At 65.5% G+C, this 19,736-nt stretch carries 20 protein-coding genes; 10 read left to right on the top strand and 10 right to left on the bottom strand.

The annotated features are described in order from the left end of the window. Positions 1-37: 37 nt before the first annotated feature. Positions 38-1,702, bottom strand: a complete 1,665-nt coding sequence (gene leuA / locus ABC969_RS01995; protein ID WP_345862603.1) for a 2-isopropylmalate synthase — start codon at positions 1,700-1,702, stop codon at positions 38-40. A gap of 258 nt (positions 1,703-1,960) precedes the next feature. On the opposite strand from leuA, the gene ABC969_RS01990 reads away from it, so the two are divergent. Continuing rightward, positions 1,961-2,374, top strand: a complete 414-nt coding sequence (locus ABC969_RS01990) for a BLUF domain-containing protein (protein WP_345862601.1) — start codon at positions 1,961-1,963, stop codon at positions 2,372-2,374. A gap of 46 nt (positions 2,375-2,420) precedes the next feature. Here the strand turns inward: ABC969_RS01990 and ABC969_RS01985 are convergent, their stop codons facing one another. The 5 genes from ABC969_RS01985 to miaA all read right to left on the bottom strand — a co-directional run bounded on the left by ABC969_RS01985 (position 2,421) and on the right by miaA (position 7,871). Beyond that, positions 2,421-3,053, bottom strand: coding sequence for a YceI family protein (locus ABC969_RS01985; protein WP_345862600.1), 633 nt, complete (start codon positions 3,051-3,053; stop codon positions 2,421-2,423). Between the two features lie 205 nt (positions 3,054-3,258). Beyond that, positions 3,259-4,278 (bottom strand): ketol-acid reductoisomerase, encoded by a 1,020-nt coding sequence (gene ilvC / locus ABC969_RS01980; RefSeq protein WP_345862599.1) that lies wholly within the window; start codon positions 4,276-4,278, stop codon positions 3,259-3,261. Between the two features lie 138 nt (positions 4,279-4,416). Continuing rightward, on the bottom strand, positions 4,417-4,932 hold the full coding sequence (gene ilvN, locus ABC969_RS01975; protein WP_345862597.1) for an acetolactate synthase small subunit: 516 nt from the start codon (positions 4,930-4,932) through the stop codon (positions 4,417-4,419). Between the two features lie 193 nt (positions 4,933-5,125). Continuing rightward, positions 5,126-6,874, bottom strand: a complete 1,749-nt coding sequence (locus ABC969_RS01970; RefSeq protein ID WP_345862596.1) for an acetolactate synthase 3 large subunit — start codon at positions 6,872-6,874, stop codon at positions 5,126-5,128. A gap of 64 nt (positions 6,875-6,938) precedes the next feature. Further along, positions 6,939-7,871, bottom strand: a complete 933-nt coding sequence (gene miaA, locus ABC969_RS01965; RefSeq protein ID WP_345862594.1) for a tRNA (adenosine(37)-N6)-dimethylallyltransferase MiaA — start codon at positions 7,869-7,871, stop codon at positions 6,939-6,941. On the opposite strand from miaA, the gene serB reads away from it, so the two are divergent. From serB to ABC969_RS01945, 4 genes are all read left to right on the top strand, one after another. Beyond that, entirely contained in the window at positions 7,864-8,745 is an 882-nt protein-coding gene (gene serB, locus ABC969_RS01960) for a phosphoserine phosphatase SerB (RefSeq protein ID WP_345862593.1), read from the top strand. The two genes, miaA and serB, sit on opposite strands and share 8 nt — an antisense overlap. A gap of 196 nt (positions 8,746-8,941) precedes the next feature. Then, positions 8,942-9,658, top strand: a complete 717-nt coding sequence (locus tag ABC969_RS01955; RefSeq protein WP_345862592.1) for an AAA family ATPase — start codon at positions 8,942-8,944, stop codon at positions 9,656-9,658. 165 nt (positions 9,659-9,823) lie between these two features. After that, complete coding sequence (locus tag ABC969_RS01950) at positions 9,824-11,146, top strand: SPOR domain-containing protein (RefSeq protein WP_345862590.1); 1,323 nt, start codon at positions 9,824-9,826, stop codon at positions 11,144-11,146. 105 nt (positions 11,147-11,251) lie between these two features. Continuing rightward, entirely contained in the window at positions 11,252-11,707 is a 456-nt protein-coding gene (locus tag ABC969_RS01945) for a hypothetical protein (protein ID WP_345862588.1), read from the top strand. On the opposite strand, the gene ABC969_RS01940 is transcribed toward ABC969_RS01945, so the two are convergent. Genes ABC969_RS01940 through ABC969_RS01925 form a run of 4 tightly spaced genes read right to left on the bottom strand, consistent with a single transcriptional unit; the run spans position 11,704 to position 15,529 of the window. Continuing rightward, positions 11,704-12,924 (bottom strand): dihydroorotase, encoded by a 1,221-nt coding sequence (locus tag ABC969_RS01940; protein ID WP_345862586.1) that lies wholly within the window; start codon positions 12,922-12,924, stop codon positions 11,704-11,706. The genes ABC969_RS01945 and ABC969_RS01940 overlap by 4 nt on opposite strands. Next, positions 12,921-13,910 (bottom strand): aspartate carbamoyltransferase catalytic subunit, encoded by a 990-nt coding sequence (locus tag ABC969_RS01935; protein WP_345862585.1) that lies wholly within the window; start codon positions 13,908-13,910, stop codon positions 12,921-12,923. Before ABC969_RS01935 ends, ABC969_RS01940 begins: the two co-directional genes overlap by 4 nt. Positions 13,911-13,967: 57 nt before the next feature. Continuing rightward, complete coding sequence (ruvX, locus tag ABC969_RS01930) at positions 13,968-14,429, bottom strand: Holliday junction resolvase RuvX (protein WP_345862584.1); 462 nt, start codon at positions 14,427-14,429, stop codon at positions 13,968-13,970. Then, a complete protein-coding gene (locus ABC969_RS01925) occupies positions 14,426-15,529 on the bottom strand; it encodes a DUF3089 domain-containing protein (RefSeq protein WP_345862582.1) in 1,104 nt (367 codons plus the stop codon). Before ABC969_RS01925 ends, ruvX begins: the two co-directional genes overlap by 4 nt. 141 nt (positions 15,530-15,670) lie before the next feature. On the opposite strand from ABC969_RS01925, the gene gatC reads away from it, so the two are divergent. The 5 genes from gatC to gatB all read left to right on the top strand — a co-directional run bounded on the left by gatC (position 15,671) and on the right by gatB (position 19,724). Further along, positions 15,671-15,958, top strand: a complete 288-nt coding sequence (gene gatC, locus ABC969_RS01920) for an Asp-tRNA(Asn)/Glu-tRNA(Gln) amidotransferase subunit GatC (RefSeq protein WP_345862580.1) — start codon at positions 15,671-15,673, stop codon at positions 15,956-15,958. 103 nt (positions 15,959-16,061) lie between these two features. Next, entirely contained in the window at positions 16,062-17,543 is a 1,482-nt protein-coding gene (gene gatA / locus ABC969_RS01915) for an Asp-tRNA(Asn)/Glu-tRNA(Gln) amidotransferase subunit GatA (protein ID WP_345862578.1), read from the top strand. Between the two features lie 32 nt (positions 17,544-17,575). Next, positions 17,576-17,854 carry an AbrB/MazE/SpoVT family DNA-binding domain-containing protein gene (locus ABC969_RS01910; RefSeq protein ID WP_345862577.1) on the top strand — a complete coding sequence of 93 codons (279 nt, stop codon included), beginning with the start codon at positions 17,576-17,578 and terminating at the stop codon, positions 17,852-17,854. Next, complete coding sequence (locus tag ABC969_RS01905; RefSeq protein WP_345862576.1) at positions 17,851-18,252, top strand: type II toxin-antitoxin system VapC family toxin; 402 nt, start codon at positions 17,851-17,853, stop codon at positions 18,250-18,252. The genes ABC969_RS01910 and ABC969_RS01905 overlap by 4 nt, the downstream gene beginning before the upstream one ends. Next, complete coding sequence (gatB, locus tag ABC969_RS01900; protein ID WP_345862575.1) at positions 18,249-19,724, top strand: Asp-tRNA(Asn)/Glu-tRNA(Gln) amidotransferase subunit GatB; 1,476 nt, start codon at positions 18,249-18,251, stop codon at positions 19,722-19,724. The genes ABC969_RS01905 and gatB overlap by 4 nt, the downstream gene beginning before the upstream one ends. Positions 19,725-19,736 lie beyond the last annotated feature (12 nt).

The following is a 19,736-nucleotide window of genomic DNA, read 5'->3' as shown; positions in this document are numbered from 1 at the left end:
TCCCATCTTCTTGGTAGAGGGCCTCAAGTAAGAAGCTTCATGCCCGGTTGGCCGCGCTGAGCATGGCGCGCACGCTGGCGGTGGCGATATCGGTATCGAGCCCGACGCCGAACACCGTCCGCCCTTCGCCCGTGCGACATTCGACATAAGCGGCGGCCTGCGCATCGGCGCCGTGGCCGATGGCATGTTCATTATAATCGACCACTTCGAGCACCACGCCGCAATCCTCGTGCAAGGCATCGAGCACGCTCGAGATCAATCCGTTGCCGCGGCCGCTGATCGAGCGTTCCTCGCCGTCCAGCCGGACCTTGCCGGTGAAAATGCGCGGCGGGCCGCCGGGGGCGTGGCTTTCCTGATAATCGATCAGCGCGAAGCGATCGAGTCCGGTGGGCAGATAGGTCGCTTCGAACCGGCCCCAGATATCGGCGGCGTTGAGTTCGCGGCTGGTCTCATCCGCCATCGCCTGGACGTGGCGGCTGAAATCGGCCTGCAGACGCTTGGGCAGCTTCAATCCCTTATCCTGCTCGATGACCCAGGCGACGCCGCCCTTGCCCGACTGCGAATTGACCCGGATCACCGCTTCGTAGCTGCGCCCGAGATCGGCCGGGTCGATCGGCAGGTACGGCACTTCCCACAGTGGATCGTTCTTCGCCTCCTGCGCCGCGAAGCCCTTCTTGATCGCGTCCTGATGGCTGCCCGAAAAGGCGGTGAACACCAGATCGCCAGCGTATGGCGTACGCGGATGGACCGGAATATTGGTGCAGTAATTGATGGTGTTGACGATGCCGTCGATGTCGGAAAAGTCCAGTGCTGGATCAACGCCTTGCGTGTACATGTTGAGGGCCACGGTGACGAGGTCGCAATTGCCCGTGCGCTCGCCATTGCCCAATAAACAGCCCTCCACGCGGTCCGCGCCGGCCATCAGGCCCAGTTCTGCCGCGGCCACGCCGGTGCCGCGATCATTGTGCGTGTGCAAGGAGATCACGACGCTGTCGCGGTTCGGGATGCTCCGCGCGAACCATTCGATCTGGTCGGCATAGATATTGGGCGTAGCGCATTCGACCGTGGCGGGGAGATTGAAGATGATCGGCTTGTCCGGGGTCGGGCGCAGCACGTCCATCACCGCCGCGCACACCTCGACCGAGAAATCGAGCTCGGCGGTAGAGAAGGTCTCGGGCGAATATTCGAACGTCCACGCAGTATCCGGCTGCGCGGCGGCGCAATCGCGCAGGATCTTGGCGCCTTCGATGGCGATACCGCGCACCTCGTCGCGCGTCATGCCGAACACGATCTTGCGCCACGCCGGGCTGACCGCATTGTAGAGATGGACGATCGCCTGCGGGCTGCCGCGCAGGCTTTCGAAGCTCTTCTCGATGAGGTCGCGGCGCGATTGCGTCAGCACCTGGATCGTGACGTCCTCCGGCACATGCTCGCCGCGCACCAGCCCCGAGATAAAATCGAATTCGGTCGCGCCGGCGGAGGGGAAGCCTACTTCGATCTCCTTGAGCCCGACCTTGACCAGCAGATCGAACAGCCGCGTCTTCTTCTCGGCGTCCATCGGATCGATCAGCGCCTGATTGCCATCGCGCAGATCGGTCGACAGCCAACGCGGCGGGCGGGTGATCGTCCTGGAGGGCCATTGCCGATCCGGCAGGTCGATCTGGGGGAAGGGGCGGTATTTGGTGGAAGGGTCGCGCAGCATGATGGTCTCGCTCGGGGCTCGATAGCGTCGGTCGGGGCGAAGGTCCCTTAGGCGGGGTCGCGCATGGCCGATCGGCGCACGCGGCGAGGGTACGCGCCTAAGGGCGCGTAAGTCGCAGCAGCGGAAGGAGCAGGCCTTGCGTCATTGGCGCGAGCCTAGCGCGCCATGCGGCGGGCTGTCCAGCAGGCATTTGGCGCGCGCGCCCGGTCGCTTGATCTCACTCAATTCGCCTGACGGCAAAGTGGCGTACTGAGGGGTATGGATTCCATCGTAACCCCCCTCCGCCAGCTTCTTTACGTTAGCTCGAGCAATCCGAGTGGCGCCAAGATCGACGTTCCCACGGTGGTGGAGCAATCGCGGCACAATAATGCCCTGGATGGTGTGACCGGGTTGTTGTGGAGCGACGGCAAACGCTTCCTGCAGGTGCTGGAAGGCGCGGCGGATAGCGTGATGACGACGTTCGCGCGGATCAGGGCGGACCCGCGGCATCACGCGATCGTCGTGCTGCACGAGCGCAACATCGAGGCCCGCGAATTCGGCAATTGGACGATGGTGCAGCGCCGACCGGGTGATGATCCGGATGCGTTAGATCGAAAGATGCGTCGTCTGCTGGAGGGCGCTTCGCAAACGGTGCGCGGGAACTTCCTCGGGCTGATCGCCGCGCGCCCATAGATGCGCTGGGAAAGCCCCTCCCGCGGTGGGAGGGGCCTTGTTCCGTTTATTTGACGAACGCCGCGGCGATCTTGAGCTTTACCGCATCCGACACGACGGGCAGCGCGCCGTTGATGCCGAACTGGCTACGCGTTACGGTGGTGGTGGCCTCGAAGCCGACCGTTTCCTTGCCGCCCATCGTGGCCGGCATCTTGCCCGCGCCATAGAAAGCGACGTCCAGCGTGACGGGCTTGGTCACGCCGTTCAGCGTCAGGTTGCCGGTGACCAGCGCCTTGTCCGTGCCCGTGGGCTTGACCGAGGTAGAGACGAAATGCGCATCGGCGGGGGCGGGGCCGAAGAAGTCCGGCTTGCCGCCATCCTTGCCCTCGCGGAGCAGATGGGCGTTGAGCCCGCCGCTGGTGGTGATCACCTTGGAGACCGGGATGGTGATGTCGACAGTCGCTGCAGTCGGCTTTTTGGGATCGAGGTTGAGCGTGCCGGTAATATCGCCGAACAGGCCGAAATAAGGCGTGAAGCCGATGTGATCGACTTCCCAGCTGATCAGCGTGTGGCCCGGATCGGCGGTGTAGGCACCGCCGGTGACGAAGCTGGCATTCTTTTGGCCAGGGAATTGCGATGCTTGCTGGGCGATCAGCGGGGTCGCGACGAGCGCAGCGGCGGCGAGAAGGATGAGGCGCATGATGGTTCTCCTGTTGATCCCGCGATGCTGACGCAGCCAGCACGCGGGGTCAAATGTTGGAACGGCAACGCATCGTTTCGCGCGTGCGGCGCCCTGCCACACAGCCGTCAGGCCAGCGAAAGCCGGCATCTCCCCGGGGCGGATGCCTCCTTGTTACCGGGGAGACCCCAGCCTGCGCTGGGGCGACGATGTGGGCGTGCGTGCGTCAGTTCTTGGCTTTATCGACCAGCGCGTTCTTGCCGATCCACGGCATCATCGCGCGCAATTCGCTGCCGATCTTCTCGATCGGATGGGCAAGCGCCTGCTTGCGCGAGGCCTTGAGCTCGGGCTGGCCGGCGCGGTTGTCGAGGATGAAATTCTTGACGAACCGGCCCGACTGGATGTCCTCCAGCACGCGTTTCATCTCCGCCTTGGTCTCCGCGGTGATGATCCGTGGCCCGGTGGTGATGTCGCCATATTCGGCGGTGTTGCTGATCGAATAGCGCATGTTGGCGATGCCCCCTTCATACAGCAGATCGACGATCAGCTTGGTTTCATGCAGGCATTCGAAATAGGCCATTTCTGGCGCGTATCCGGCCTCGACCAGCGTTTCGAATCCCGCCTGGATCAGATGCGTGATGCCGCCGCACAGCACGGCCTGCTCGCCGAACAGATCGGTCTCGCACTCTTCCTTGAAGTTCGTCTCGATGATGCCCGAGCGGCCGCCGCCGACGCCCGAGGCATAGGCCAGGCCGATATCATGCGCGTTGCCGCTCTTGTCCTGGTGGATCGCGATCAGGCAGGGGACGCCGCCGCCGCGGACATATTCGGAGCGCACGGTGTGGCCCGGGCCCTTGGGCGCGATCATAATCACGTCGAGATCCTCGCGCGGCTCGATCAGCCCGAAATGCACGTTGAGGCCGTGCGCGAAGGCGATGGTCGCGCCCTGCTTGAGATGATCGTGCAGGTCCTCGGCATAAATCGCCGCCTGATGCTCGTCGGGGGCCAGGATCATGACGATGTCGGCCCAGGCCGCGGCTTCCTTGTTCGATTTCACTGCGAAACCGGCGTCGATGACCTTCCTGGCGGTGGCCGAGCCCTCGCGCAGCGCGATCGCCACGTCTTTCACGCCGCTGTCGCGCAGGTTCTGCGCATGCGCGTGGCCCTGCGAGCCATAGCCGACGATGGCGATCTTCTTGTCGCTGATGAGGTTCAGATCGGCGTCGCGATCGTAATAGACACGCATGATGTTGCTCCTTCGAAAACTAATCCGTCATGCCAGCGCAGGCTGGCATCTTATGCGGCGGCGTGGTGCCGGTTGCCATGAGACCCCAGCCTTCGCTGGGGTGACGGTGGTGGTTGTGGTGAGACTGGATAAGCGAAACTAAGCCGGCTCTTTCCCGCGCGCCATCGCGACGATGCCGGTGCGCGCGACCTCGATCAGCCCGACTTCGCGCATCAGCGTGATGAACGTGTCGATCTTGTCCGGACCGCCGGTGACTTCGAATACGAAGCTCGAGGTCGTCGCATCGACCACGCGGGCGCGGTACACATCGGCGAGGCGCAACGCCTCGATACGGTGATCGCCCATGCCGCGCACCTTGACCAGCGCCAGCTCGCGCTCGACATGCGGCCCGAGTGCGGTGAGATCGCTCACCGAATGCACCGGCACCAGCCGATCGAGCTGCGACAGGATCTGCTCGATCACATGATCCGACGCCGAGGTGACGATGGTGATGCGGCTGACCGCCTTGTCGGCGGTGACGTCCGACACGGTCAGGCTCTCGATATTATAGCCGCGCGCGGTGAACAGGCCGGCGATGCGGGCGAGGATGCCCGGTTCGTTATCGACCATGATCGCCAGCGTGTGGCGCTTGGCGGCTTCGGTTTGGATATGCATTACTTGATCCCCCTCCCGCTTGCGAGTTTGGGGTCGGTCATGCCCCCGGCATGACCTGAACGACGCGGGGCGTCGTTTACCCCAAACTGGGCTAGGGGAGGGCGTGTCCCCCAGCATGGCCTGACAATATTGGACAGGCCCTCCCCCGACCCCTCCCGCAAGCGGGAGGGGAGTTTTTTCGGCGCTTGCATCATCACACCAGCGCCTTCGCCGCATCATCCATCTCGCCGGACACTTCCGCGCCCTGCAGGATCATTTCGGTATGCGCCGCGCCCGAGGGGATCATCGGGAAGCAGTTGGCCAGCTGCGAGACCATGCAATCGACCAGCACCGGGCCGTCATAGGCCAGCATGTCGGCGATGCCGCCCTCCAGCTGGCCCATAGTTTCGATGCGGATGCCCTTCCAGCCATAGGCTTCGGCGAGCTTGACGAAATCGGGCAGCGAATCCGAATAGCTCTCGGCATAGCGGCTTGAATAGGTCAGTTCCTGCCACTGGCGGACCATGCCCATATATTGATTGTTGAGGATGAAGATCTTGACCGGCAGGCGATATTGCGTCGCCGTGGCGAGCTCCTGGATATTCATCTGGATCGAGGCTTCACCGGCAATGTCGATCACCAAGGCATTGGGATTGCCCAGCTGCGCGCCGATCGCCGCGGGCAGGCCGTAACCCATCGTGCCCAGACCGCCGCTCGTCAGCCACTTGTTGGGCGCCTCGAAGCCGAAATGCTGCGCCGCCCACATCTGATGCTGCCCGACCTCGGTGGTGATGATCGGATTGCGCGCGTGCGTCGCCTCCCACAACGCGCGCACCGCGCGCTGCGGCATGATGTCCGACGGCAGATCGGTGAAGCCCAGGCTCTGCTTCGCCCGCCAGCCGGCGATGCGCTGCCACCACTCGGTCAGATCGGGCTTGGGATGCTGGCGCGATTTCCAGATCTTGATCATGTCTTCCATGGCATGGCCGACATCGCCAACGATCGGCAGATCGACGCGCACCGTCTTGTTGATCGAGCTGCGATCGATATCGACATGGATCTTGATGCTCTTGGGGCTGAACGCATCGAGCCGGCCGGTCACGCGATCATCGAAGCGCGCGCCGAGGCAGATCACCAGATCGGCCTCGTTCATGGCGAAATTGGCTTCGTACGTGCCGTGCATGCCGAGCATGCCGAGCCACTGATCGGACGAGGCCGGCAGCGCGCCCAGACCCATCAGCGTCGAGGTGACGGGCGCGCCGGTGATCCGCGCCAGTTCGCGCAGCATCTGGCTGGCCGCCGGGCCGGAATTGATGATCCCGCCGCCGGTATAGAAGATCGGGCGTTCGGCGGCCGCCATCAGATCCACCGCGCGCTCGATCAGGGCACGATCGGCCTTGATCTGTGGGCGATAGGTCTTGTGCTGGATCGGGCCGGGCTTGGTATAGGCCGCGGTGGCGATCTGCACATCCTTGGGGATGTCCACCACCACCGGACCGGGGCGGCCCGAGGTGGCGATATGGAACGCCTCGTGCACCACGTCACCGAGCTTGGCCGGATCCTTCACGAGATAATTGTGCTTCGAGCAATGCCGCGTGATGCCGACGGTATCGGCTTCCTGGAACGCGTCCGAGCCGATCAACGCGGTCGGCACCTGGCCGGTGATCACCACCATGGGAATCGAATCCATCAGCGCATCGGTGATGCCGGTGACCGCATTGGTCGCGCCGGGCCCCGAGGTGACCAGCACAACACCGCATTTGCCGGTCGAGCGGGCATAACCCTCGGCGGCATGCGTCGCCGCCTGTTCGTGGCGGACGAGGACGTGCTTGATCCGCTTGGAACGGAACAGCGCATCATAGATCGGCAGCACCGCGCCGCCGGGATAGCCGAACACGACCTCGACACCGAGATCGCACAGCGCGTCGACGAGGATATCGGCTCCACTTTTCTCAGGCGTCATGATCGGTCTCGATGCAGGTAAAGATATACGGGAAGGGGGCTGCTAGGGGAGGTGAGCACTGCGGTCAACCCTTGGCACGCATTATTATATCAATTGCAGGAGGTATTTCGTTTCTTTCGTTCAAGCGCGGCCAGTCTTTCGGCGATTGATTGCGAAACCAGGTGAACTGGCGCTTGGCATATTGCCGCGTGGCAAGCGCTAGCGCGCCCAGCGCCTCGTCGCGCGTGGTCATCCCAGCGCGCCAGTCGGCGATCTCGGCGACGCCGATGGCGCGGCGCACGGAGAGGTTGGGGGGGATGTCAGCGCGGGCGAGCAGCGCCTCCACTTCGGCAACGGCGCCTTGCTCGAGCATCTGCGCGGCACGCTGGTCGCAGCGCGTTAGCAACCAATCGCGGTCTGGCAGCAGGATCGCAGGGTAAAGATCGACCTGGCCGGCAATGCCGCCCTCGCGGTGCGCCTGCCAGTCAGCGAGCGTGCGGCCGGTCGAGCGCACCACTTCGAGCGCGCGGGCGACGCGGGTGGTGTCGGCGGGGGCGAGGCGCGCGGCGGCCTGGGGGTCGGCCTGCTGCAACTGCGTGTGCGCCTCGGCCACGGGAAGCGCGCGGACCTCTTCGCGGATCGCGGGGTCGATGTCGGGAATGGGGGCGATGCCGTCCAGCAACGTGCGGATATAGAGGCCGGTGCCGCCCACCAGAATGGGCAGCTGGCCATGCGCGTGCACCGCGGCGATGGCGGCGCGCGCGTCGTCCGCCCAGCGCGCGGCGGAGCAGCTTTCCGCGCCGTCGATATAGCCGAACAGCCGGTGCGGCACGCGTGCTTCGTCCGCTATGCTGGGGCGGGCGGAGAGGATGCGCAGATTGGCATAGACCTGCGCGCTGTCGGCGTTGATCACCACGCCGTCGTGCCGCTCGGCGAGATCCATCGCCAGCGCAGACTTGCCGCTGGCGGTCGGCCCTGCGATGAGCGCCAGTCTAGGAAGGGGTTGAGCCATGTTCATCGCGACGTTGATAGCACCGGGAACGCTAGCCGGGGGCGATATTTCCGCCGCGCGCGACCGGCTGGCCGACGCGGGCTGCGCGCCGCGCGAGGGGGTGTGGCTGGAAGACGGCTGTGCCGCTGATGTGCCGTTCGAGGCGTTGCCGGATGCCGCGCGCGCCGCGCTGGAGGGCGCGTTCGCGGCGACCGATATCGTCGTGCAGCCGGCTGCGAGGCGCGCCAAGAAGCTGCTGATCGCGGACATGGATTCGACCATGATCACGGTCGAGTGCATCGACGAACTGGCCGATTATGCCGGGATCAAGCCGCAGATCGCGGCGATCACCGAGCGCGCGATGCGGGGCGAGCTGGAATTCGAGGCCGCGCTCGATGCGCGTGTCGCCTTGCTCGCCGGGCTGGACGATGCGGTGATCGAACAATGCCTCAACGAACGCGTGACGATCATGCCGGGCGCGGTAACTCTGGTGCGGACGATGAAGGCGCGCGGCGCGCTCACCGTGCTGGTGTCGGGGGGCTTTACGCGCTTTGCCGATCCTGTGGCGGCGATGATCGGATTCGATCGCGCCATTGCCAATCGGCTGCTGGTCGAGCGCGGCGTGCTTACCGGCAGGGTGGCCAAGCCGATCGTGGGATCGGCGACCAAGCTGGAAACGTTGCTGGCGGCGAGCGCCGAGCGCGGGCTGGCGGCGTCCCAAACGCTGGCGGTGGGCGACGGCGCAAACGATCTGGCGATGATCGAGCGCGCCGGGCTCGGGGTGGCGTATCACGCCAAGCCGATCGTGGCGCAGGCCGCCGCTGCGCGGGTCGATCACGGCGATCTGACCGCGTTGTTATATGCGCAGGGAATTAGGACGGCGGAGTGGGTCGTGGGCTGAGCAGCTGGAACCTTCTTAGCGAAAGTCTTTGCTTGTATAACATGGGCTTGCCTTGGTTTTTTGATTGTCAGTGATACATGCCGAAATGCCGCAAGGATTGCGGTAGCGAGCCTGCGGCCCGACCCGATCTGCCGCCATTAACCTGTTCTTGACGCAACCGTGCGATGCCGCATCGCGACATCGGGAGTTTCGGCACATGCGCGTTCTGGCGATGGCATCACAGAAAGGCGGATCGGGCAAGACGACGCTGTCGGGGCATCTGGCCGTCCAGGCGCAAATTGCCGGCGCCGGGCCGGTGGTGCTGATCGACATCGATCCGCAGGGGTCGCTATCCGATTGGTGGAACGAGCGTACCGCGGAATATCCCGCCTTCGCCCATACCACTGCCGCGAAGCTTGCTGCCAATCTCGAAACGCTGCGCCAGCAAGGCTTTAAACTGGCCATGATCGATACGCCGCCGGCACTGACGGTGGCGATCCAGAGCGTTATCGCGGTGGCCGAACTGATCGTTATTCCGACGCGTCCGAGCCCACATGATCTCCGCGCCGTTGGCGCGACCGTCGATCTGTGCGAACGCGTAGGCAAGCCGTTCCTGTTCGTCGTCAACGGCGGCACGCCCAAGGCGCGAATCACCGCCGATGCTGCGGTCGCGCTGGCGCAGCACGGCGCGGTGGCGCCGATCACGGTGCATCATCGCACCGATTTCGCCGCATCGATGATCGATGGCCGCACGGTGATGGAATGCGATCCGAACTGTCGCTCGGCCGAAGAAATCGCCGCCTTATGGTCATACGTGTCGGATCGCCTGGAAATGAATTTCCGCCGCACCGTGTTCAGCGCTCCCGGTACCGTGCCAGGTCAAGTTCCGCAGCGCGCCGCCAGTTCGGGCTTCGGCCGCCGGGGCGTGAGCTGAGGCCATGATCATGACGCGAAGCCTCCTGCCCCTCGCGTTACTGCGCAGCACAAATCGGCCCAGCGCCTCGGCACGGAGGCGCTGGATGCCCTTTTCGAAACATTGCCCGCAGTCGGCGCGCTGGTCCGCCAGTTGTACGATCGGGCACCACGCGGGGATTTTCCGATGAAGAACCGAACGATCATTACTTTCGGTCTTTCGGCGCTGGTGCTGGGTGGCGCCATGGCGGGCCATGCCGGCAATGGCGGGATCGCCGTTGCCGGGGTGCGGGACGCCGCCGGCAATGCCGCCAAACAGATCGAGCTGGCCCGCAAGAACCTTGCCAGGGGCAGGGCGGAAGCGGCGGTCGAGCAGGCCGAGCGCGCCGTTGGTTATGCGCCCTTGATGGCCGATTATCGCGTGGTGCTGGGCCAGGCATATCTGAAGGCCGGCCGGTTCGGCTCGGCGCGGACCGCCTTTGGCGACGCGTTGGCGCTGGAACCGGGCAATGGCAAGGCAGCGCTCCATCTCGCGCTGACCGAGATCGGCGAGGGCGATTGGGAGGGCGCGCGGCAAACGCTTGATGCCCATGCCGCGACGATCGCGGTGCGCGATCGCGGCTTGGCGATGGCCTTGGCCGGGGATCCGGTCGCGGCGGTCGCGCTGCTCGACGGCGCCGCGCGCGCGCCCGATGCGGATGCCAAAACACGGCAGAATTATGCACTGGCGCTGGCGCTGGCCGGGCGCTGGGCGGATGCGCGCACCGTTGCCGCGATCGACGTGGGGCCCGACCTGCTCGACGCGCGGATGCTGGAATGGGCGCGTTTCGCCAAACCGACATCCGCCTCGGATCAGGTTGCGAATCTGCTGGGGGTGACGCCGGTGTTGGATCCCGGCCAGCCCATGCGGTTGGCGCTGCACGACCGTGTGGCGGTGCTGGCGACCACGACACCGATCGATGCCTATATGCCCGGCGCGCAGGCCGCCCACCCGCCGGAGGCGCAGGTGGAAACCGCGGACGTTGTGGAAGCGCCGCCGCCGGCTGGCGCCCCGGTCCATGTCAGCTTTGCCGCGCGGCGCGAAGTCGTGCAGATGCTGCCGCCGCGCCCGGCGCGCGCGGTGCCGACGGTGAGCGCCGACATAAAGCGCAAAAGCAAGGCGGTGGCGGCCAAGCCGGCGGTGACCGTCACGACGGCGGCAAGGATGCCGGGCAACGGCGATTTCTTCGTCCAGCTGGGCGCGTTCGATAACGCCGATGCCGCGCAGGCCGCGTGGCGCCGCCTGTCGCGCAAACACGGCGCGCTGGCCGGCAAGATCCCCTCGGGCGTCTCGGTGCGAACCAAGGCAGGCGCTTTTTATCGCCTGTCCGTCGGTGGTTTTGCGCGCAGCGCTGCAGTCACGCTGTGCCAGAACTACAAAACGACCGGCGGCGCTTGTTTCGTGCGCGCCGACGCTGGCGACAAGGTCGCGGCCTGGGTAACCCCGGGGGCGCACTTGGCGTCGCGCTGAGCCATGTCGTCCATGCGCCGCGCCGCGACGATGCGACTAGTCCCCAAGTTGTGCGTTACGCAGGCTCAACGATTATCGGAAAATGTTCACATGATCTCTCTTAAAATGCCCCTTATTGCAGGTCTTGCGTTAGCTTTCTCCGTCACCGCGCACGCGCAGGACGCGCAAAAGGACGACACGGTCGACGTGGCCGGTCGCATCGCCAGCCAGCCGGTGCGCGATGTCGGCATCGCCAAGACCAAGATCCCGCCGGTACTGCAGCGCGCCAATGAAAATACCTACGCGCCGCTGAAAAGCTGCACCCAGCTTTCTGCCGGCATAACCGAGCTGAACGGTGCGCTCGGCCCCGATTTCGGCTCGGGCGAAAGCGCCAAGCGCGCCGGGATCGCCGAACTGGGCGGATCGGCAGTGGTCAATTCACTGATCCCGTTCCGCGGCGTCGTGCGTGAAGTATCTGGTGCGGCGGGCGCACAGCGCCGGCTCGAACAGGCGATCAGCGCCGGCCATGCCCGCCGCGGCTATCTGCGCGGGTTGCAGAGCGCGCGCGGCTGCCGACGCTAAATAAGCGCTGCGCCGCCCTTCCACAGGCGCAGCACCTTGCCCTGCACCGGCAACCCGTCAAACGGCGTGTTGCCGGCAATGGCGACCATCTTGTCGGCATCTATCAGCCACGGGGCGCCATCGTCGAACAGCATCAGATCGGCGGGCGCGCCGGGGGTGAGCGTGCCGGTATCGAGCCCGAGGATCGCCGCCGGGCCGGCCGACAGCATGGCGATCATCCGCTGCAGCGTGATGCGTTCATCGCGCACCATGCCCAGCGCGAGCGCCAGCAGCGTCTCCGCGCCGGCCATGCCATGCGCCGAATCGGCAAAGGGCAGGCGCTTTTCCTCGGGGCCGCGCGGGTCGTGACCCGAACATAAGATGTCGATGGTGCCATCGGCGAGCGCGGCGAGGCACGCCTGCCGATCGCTTTCGTCACGCAACGGAGGCGACAGGTGCGTGAAGGTGCGGAAATCGCTCATCGCAATGTCCGAGAGCATCAGATGCGCCGGGGTGATCCCGCAGGTCACACGCACGCCGCGCCGCTTGGCGGCGCGGATCAGATCGAACCCGGCGGTGGTGGTGACGGCGCGGAAATGCAGCTTGGCGCCGGTTTCCTCGGCCAGCATCAGGTCACGCGCGATCGCCAGTGGCTCGGCAATCGACGGCGCCGAAGGGAGCCCCATGCGCGTCGCGGTCTCGCCGGCGGTGGCCACGGCAGTCCCGACGATGCCGCCATCCTGCGCTTCGGCAATCAGCGTCAGACCGAGATCGCCGGCATAGGCCAGCACTTTGCGCATCACGCCTGAATCGGCGATCCAGCGCTCGCCGGTGCCGATCGCGACCGCGCCGGCATCGCGGTTGATCGCCATCTCGGCCAGATCCTTGCCGGCCAGCGCGCGCGTGGCGGCGGCGATCGGGTGGATCCACAAACCGGGGCGGCCGATCAGCGCGGCGCGCTGGACGATACCGGGATCATCCAGCACCGGCGTCTGATCGGGCATCAGCCCGACGCGGACGATGCCGCCGGCATGGCAGGCGGGCACGTCGATCGTGAACACGCCGAGATCGACGATCGCGGGGCTCAGGATCTTGCCGCGGCAATCGATGACGTCGGCGCCCTCGGGCACCGCGAAGGTGCCGACCGCGGCGATATGCTTGCCCTCGATCAGCACGCCGCCGCTGCTCGTACCGGCCACCGGGCAGACGAGCTGCGCGTTGAGAAGTGCGATCGTCATGCCCAGCCCTTTACGCCGCGCGACCGGCGCGTCAGCACGTCGAGACAGGCCATGCGCACCGCGACGCCCATTTCGACCTGTTCGGTAATCGCCGATTGATCGACATGATCGGCCACCGCGCTGTCGATCTCGACGCCGCGGTTCATCGGCCCGGGATGCATCACCAGCGCGCCCGGCTGCGCCTTGGCCAGCCGCTTCAGCGTCAGCCCGTAGCGCAGGTGGAACTCACGATTGGAGGGGACGAAGCCGCCGGCCATGCGCTCGTTCTGCAGCCGCAGCATCATCACCACATCGGCGCCCTCCAGCGCCTGGTCGAAATCGGTAAACGGCGTCACGCCCATGCGCTCGATCGCGGCGGGCATCAGCGTGGAGGGCGCGCAGACGCGCACGTCGGCGGCCAGCGAGGTCAGCGCGAGGATGTTCGAGCGCGCCACACGGCTGTGCAGCACATCGCCGCAGATCACCACGCGCTGGTTGTGGATCGTGCCGCGCCGGCGGCGGATGGTCAGCGCGTCGAGCAGTGCTTGCGTGGGATGTTCATGGCTGCCGTCCCCGGCATTGAGCACCGGGCAATCGACCTTGTCGGCGATCAGCCGCACTGCGCCCGACGAGCCGTGGCGGATGACGATCACATCGGCGCGCATCGCGTTCAGCGTCATCGCCGTGTCGATCAGCGTTTCGCCCTTCTTCACGCTGGATTGCGCGGCATGCACGTTGACGACATCGGCGCGCAGCCGTTTTCCCGCGATCTCGAACGACAACAGGGTGCGCGTGCTGTTCTCGAAAAAGGCGTTGATCTGGGTGAGGCCGCGCAGGCGCTTGTCGTTCTTCTTCGAGCCGCGATTGGCCGCCACCCACTGCTCGGCTTCGTCGAGCAGAAAGGTGATCTCATGCGGCTTCAATCCGGCGATGCCGGTTAGGTGCCGGTGCGGGAAGACGGCGCTGCCCGGGAGCGAGGCAGCGGGGCTGTGGTCTGATGGTTGCATTAAAGTCGTCCGGTAGCGCCCCCGTTACGGCGGCGCAAGGCAGGTGTCCGTCGGCCGTCAGACCGCGACCAGCGCGTCGATCGCGCCTTGCAGAATATAGGCCGCGGCCATCTTGTCGACCAGCTCGGCGCGTTTGGCGCGACTGGCGTCCTGTTCGATCAGCGTGCGCGTGACGGCCTGGGTGGACAGGCGTTCGTCCCACAGCAGGATCGGCAGGTCGAGATCCTCCATATTGCGTGCAAAGGCGCGACTCGATTGGCTGCGCGGGCTTTCATTGCCATCGAGATGCAGCGGCAGGCCGATGACGATTCCGGCGATGCGCTGTTCTGTGATCAGCGCGATCAGGGCCAATTTGTCCTTCTGGAATTTGGTGCGGCGGATCAGGGTGGCGGGGGAGGCGAAGCTCCAGCCGGCATCGCAGATCGCCGTGCCGATCGTCTTGGTGCCGACGTCCAGCCCGATGAGGCGGCCGGCGGCGGGAAGCGCCTCGCGGTACAGGATGCGGTCAGCGGTGATCATTTGCCGGAGAACGTCGTCAGGCGCCGCGCGGCGTCGGCGCGGACATTGGCCCAGAACAGCGCGTAATCGTACACATGGTAATTGTTGCCCGGCAGCACATAGCTGCCGATCGTCGGCGGTTCGCCGATCAGCAGAAAGCCCTGCGCGTCGCAGCGCGCGGGCACGCTGCCGACGATGATCGTCGCGCTGGCGAGATCGGCGGAGGGGACGAGCGTGCCGAGATTGGCAGTGGCGGGTGCCGCGGCGTCCGGCGTGCCGGTCAGCGGATTGGTGCACACCATCGGCGTGCCGCGGCGCGGCTCGCCGTTCAGCCCGGTGGTGAGATCATATTGATCGAGGATCATCGCGGGATCGGCGGGTTCGGCGAAGCTCTGCCAGGAGAGCAGGCACCCGGCCTGATCGGCGCGCGCGCATTCGGGCAAGCCCAGCGCGGCGAGATCGGTGCTGCGTGAAATGGGCCAGCCGATGACATAGGCCGCGACGATGCGGCGGGCGAGCGGCGTGCCCGCCACACGATCGCGCAGCAGGCGGGTGAGATGCAGCGCGCCCTGGCTGTGACCTGCAAGGATGATCGGGCGGTGGCCCGCTTCCTTCAAAAACTGGTCGAACGCCGCCACCACATCGCCATAAGCGAGATCGAGCGCCTGGTTGGCAGCGGCGGCATTGGTGAGGAACGCACCGAACGTCGCCTGGCGATAGCGCGGCGCCCAGATCACGCCGACTTCGTTGAACGCACTGGCCTGGCCGCGCAGGAACAGTTCGGCGCGGGCATTGGTTTCGGCATCGTCGAGCGCGGCGTTCCAGTGCTGCGTGCCGAGCAGCGAGGTCGGATGGATGTAGAAGACGGCGGCGGTCGGCCTGGCCGCCGCGGCATAGCCCGGCGGGGTCCAGCGCGCCGGATCGGCGCGCCGGCCCGGATGCGCGATCCACATCTTGGCGTCGGCATAAGCGTTGGCGGCTACCTTGGGTTGCGGCTCGAACTGCGCGCTCGGCACTGCCCACCAGCGGATGATCTGCGCGCCCCAGATGCGATAGGCAAAGGCGGCGGCGATCGCGAGGACGATGAGGACGGAAATGACGTAGAGAAACTTGCGGGCCAAGTGGCGAACTCCAGGCGGCAGCGCAGCCTGGTCGCTGCTCGGGGCCGATCGGCCGCTGACTGCACGATCATCGCCGCGCGTGCAATCTTGCACGGCAAGTGATCCTTGCGCCGGTCGGCCACGCTCTGCTAGCCGCAGCGCATGCCAGTAGATATCCCCACCGTGAAGAAGATCGCGAGCCTAGCCCGGATCGCGATTACCGAAGACGAAGCCGCGCGCATCGCGCCCGAGCTCGACAATATCATGCACTGGATCGAGCAATTGGGCGAGGTCGACACGACCGGCGTTGCGCCGATGACCGCGGTAATCCCCAATCATCTGCGCCTGCGCGATGATGTGGTGACCGATGGCGGGGTGCGCGATGCCGTGCTCGCCAATGCCCCGCAGGCCGAGCATGGCTTCTTCACCGTACCCAAGGTGATCGAATGATCGGCCCGATTGTCGTCCCAGCGAAAGCTGGGATCTCGTGCCGCAAGGGCACGCTTCGTTACAGTAAGACCCCAGCGTTCGCTGGGGTGACGGGAATGGGCGTATGACTGAACTCACCAACCTCGGCGTAGCCGCAATCCGCGATGGCGTACGCGACGGCGCCTTCTCTGCCCGTGAAGTAGCAGAAGCATTCGTGGCGAATGTCGCCAAGGCCAAGACGCTCAACGCCTTCCTGGTCGAAACGCCGGACCATGCGCTGGCGGCGGCGGATGCCGCCGATGCTGCGCGCGCGGCGGGCGAGACGCTCAAGCCGCTGGCCGGCGTGCCGATCGGCATGAAGGATCTGTTCTGCACCAAGGGTGTGCCGGCGACTGCGGCCAGCCTGATCCTCGAAGGCTTCACCCCGCCGTATGAGTCCACCGTTTCCGGCAAGCTGTGGGATGCGGGCGCCGGCATGCTGGGCAAGCTCAACATGGACCAGTTTGCCATGGGCTCGTCCAACGAGACCAGCGCGTTTGGCAACGTCATCTCGCCGTGGCGCCGCAATGATGGCGGCAATGCCGCACTGACCCCGGGCGGCTCGTCCGGCGGCTCGTCGGCCGCGATTGCGGCGCGACTGTGCCCGGCGGCGACCGGCACCGATACGGGCGGCTCGATCCGCCAGCCGGCCGCTTTTACCGGCATATCGGGGATCAAGCCGACTTATGGCCGCTGCTCGCGCTGGGGCACGATCGCCTTCGCCTCGTCGCTCGATCAGGCCGGGCCGATGGCGCGCGATGTGCGCGATTGCGCCATCATGCTGGAGAATATGGCCGGCTTCGATGCCAGGGATGCCACCTCGCTGCAGCTCGACGTGCCCCAGTGGGAAGCGGGTTTGTCGAGCGATCTCAGGGGCAAGCGCGTCGGTATTCCCAAGGAATATCGCGTCGATAACATGCCCGCCGAGATCGATGCTTTGTGGCAGCAGGGTATTGCCTGGCTGAAGGATGCCGGCGCGGAGATCGTCGAGGTTTCGCTGCCGCATACCAAATATGCGCTGCCGGCTTATTACATCATCGCGCCCGCCGAGGCGTCGTCCAATCTCGCGCGCTATGATGGCGTTCGCTATGGTCTGCGCGATCTGCCCGAGGGCGCGGGGCTGCAGGATATGTATGCCGCGACGCGCGCCGCCGGGTTCGGGCCGGAAGTGAAGCGCCGCATCATGATCGGCACCTATGTGCTCTCGGCCGGCTTTTACGATGCCTATTTCACGCAGGCATCGAAGATCCGCACGCTGATCGCGCGCGATTTCGATAATGCTTGGGCCAGTTGCGATTTGCTGCTGACGCCGACCGCGCCATCGGCGGCGTTCGCGCTGGGCGACAAGACCGATCCGCTGGCCATGTATCTCAACGACGTGTTCACCGTGCCCTCGTCGCTCGCCGGGTTGCCGGCAATGTCGGTACCCGGTGGCGTCGATGCCGCCGGCCTGCCGCTCGGCCTGCAAATCATCGGCAAGGCGCTCGATGAGCAGGGCGTGCTCAACGCCGGGCTGGCGCTCGAGCAGCGCGCCGGCTTTACGGCACGGGCGGAGCCGTGGTGGTAGACAGTATTACCGATTTTCGGTAATACCTCGGCATGGCGAAGCTTACCAATCTGACGGTCAAGGGCCAGGTGACGATCCCCAAGGACGTGCGCGACGCGCTCGGCCTCGTGGCGAACGAGCCGGTCGAGATTGCCATGCTCGGCCGGGATACGGCCGTCATCCGCAAGCCGCGCCGCGATCTCGATGCCGAGGTCGAGCGATTGAGGGCACGCGTACGGGAAACGATGCAGCGTCTGCCGCATCTGCGCGAAGGCCGGCCGACCGACGACATCATGCGCGATATTCGCGGAGATGATCCTTTCCCGCCATGATGCTGGATACCAACGTCGTGATCGATTTGCGCGAACAGGATCCGCGCTGGTTCGAATGGGCGATGCGCTCGATCGTCCGCGCCCGCGCGCCGGTTCAGGTTAGTGCGATCGTTGTCGGCGAGCTCGCGATGCGGGGCGGGACGCAGCGCGATATCCTCGCTATGCTGGCCGGGATCGGCTTGGGCGTGGCGGTGTTCGATGCCGGCACCAGTCATCGTGCCGGCGCCGCGCAGCATGCCTATCGTGCCGCCGGCGGTGGCCGCGACAAATTGCTCGGTGACTTTCTCATCGGTGCCCATGCCGAAACCTCGGGCCAGCCACTTCTCACGCGTGATCCCCGGCATTACCGTACCTATTTTCCCGACCTTACCCTCATCACACCCGAGACCGACGCATGACTGATGCCTCCACTTACACCATCCGCGGCAATACCGGTGACTGGGAGGTCGTCGTCGGCCTCGAAGTCCATGCGCAGGTGACGTCCAACGCCAAATTGTTCTCGGGCGCCGCCACCGCGTTCGGCGCTGAGCCTAACACGCAGGTATCTCTGGTCGATGCGGCCATGCCGGGCATGCTGCCCGTGCCGAACCGCGAGTGCATCCGCCAGGCAGTGCGCACCGGCATGGCGATCGACGCGCAGATCAACCGCTGGTCGCGGTTCGATCGCAAGAATTACTTCTATGCCGATCTGCCGCAGGGCTATCAGATCAGCCAGCTGTACCATCCGCTGGTCGGCGAAGGCGCGATCGATATCAGCCTCGACGACAAGAACCCCGATGCCAGTGGCAAGCGCATCGGCGTCGAGCGCATCCATGTCGAGCAGGATGCCGGCAAATTGATGCACGATCAGCATCCCACGCGCAGTTACGTCGATCTCAATCGCTCGGGCGTCGCGCTGATGGAGATCGTGTCCAAGCCCGATCTGGCCTCGCCGGCCGAGGCGGGCGCCTATCTGCGCAAGCTGCGCTCGATCCTGCGCTATGTCGGCTCGTGCGACGGCAATATGGAAGAAGGCTCGATGCGCGCCGACGTGAACGTCAGCGTGCGCAAGGCCGGCGACCCGCTGGGCACGCGGACCGAGACGAAGAACGTCAATTCGGTGCGCTTCGTGATGGCGGTGGTCGAGCAGGAGGCCAAGCGCCAGGTCGAGGTGCTGGAGGATGGTGGTCGCATCGTCCAGGAAACGCGGCTGTACGATCCCGATCGTAACGAGACGCGATCGATGCGCTCGAAGGAAGATGCGCACGATTATCGCTACTTCCCCGATCCCGATCTGCTCCCGCTGGAGCTGGACGAGGCGTTTCTGGAGGAGTGCCGCGCGAGCCTGCCCGAACTGCCCGATGCCAAGCGCAAGCGCTACGAGGCGCTGGGCATCACCGCGTATGGCGCGGCAGTGCTGACCGCCGAGGTCGAGCATGCACGTTGGTTCGACGCGCTGCTCGATACCGGCACCAAGCCGGTCGCGGCGGCCAATTGGGTGACGTCGGAGCTGTTCGGCGCGCTCAACCGGCTGGGCAAGGACATCGCCAATTCGCCGATCACGCCGGCGGGAGCGGCGGAACTGCTCGGGCTGGTGGCCGATGGCACGTTGTCTGGCAGTCTTGCCAAGCAGGTCTTCGAGATCATGCATGAGACCGGGCAGGGGGCTTCCGAAGTTGTCGAAGAACGCGGGTTGAAACAGACCAGCGATACCGGCGAAATCGAGAAGATCATTGCCGGTGTGATGGCCGCCAACGCAGACAAGGTGGCCGATTATCGCGGCGGAAAGGACAAGTTGTTCGGCTTCTTCGTCGGGCAGACGATGAAGGCGATGGGCGGCAAGGCCAATCCCGGCGTGGTCAATGATCTGCTCAAGAAAGCGCTTGGATAATATACTAAATTG

The sequence above is a fragment of the Sphingomonas qilianensis genome, from assembly GCF_039614825.1.
GTDB classification, from domain to species: Bacteria; Pseudomonadota; Alphaproteobacteria; order Sphingomonadales; family Sphingomonadaceae; genus Sphingomonas; species Sphingomonas qilianensis.
This window is presented reverse-complemented; position numbering and strand designations above follow the sequence as displayed.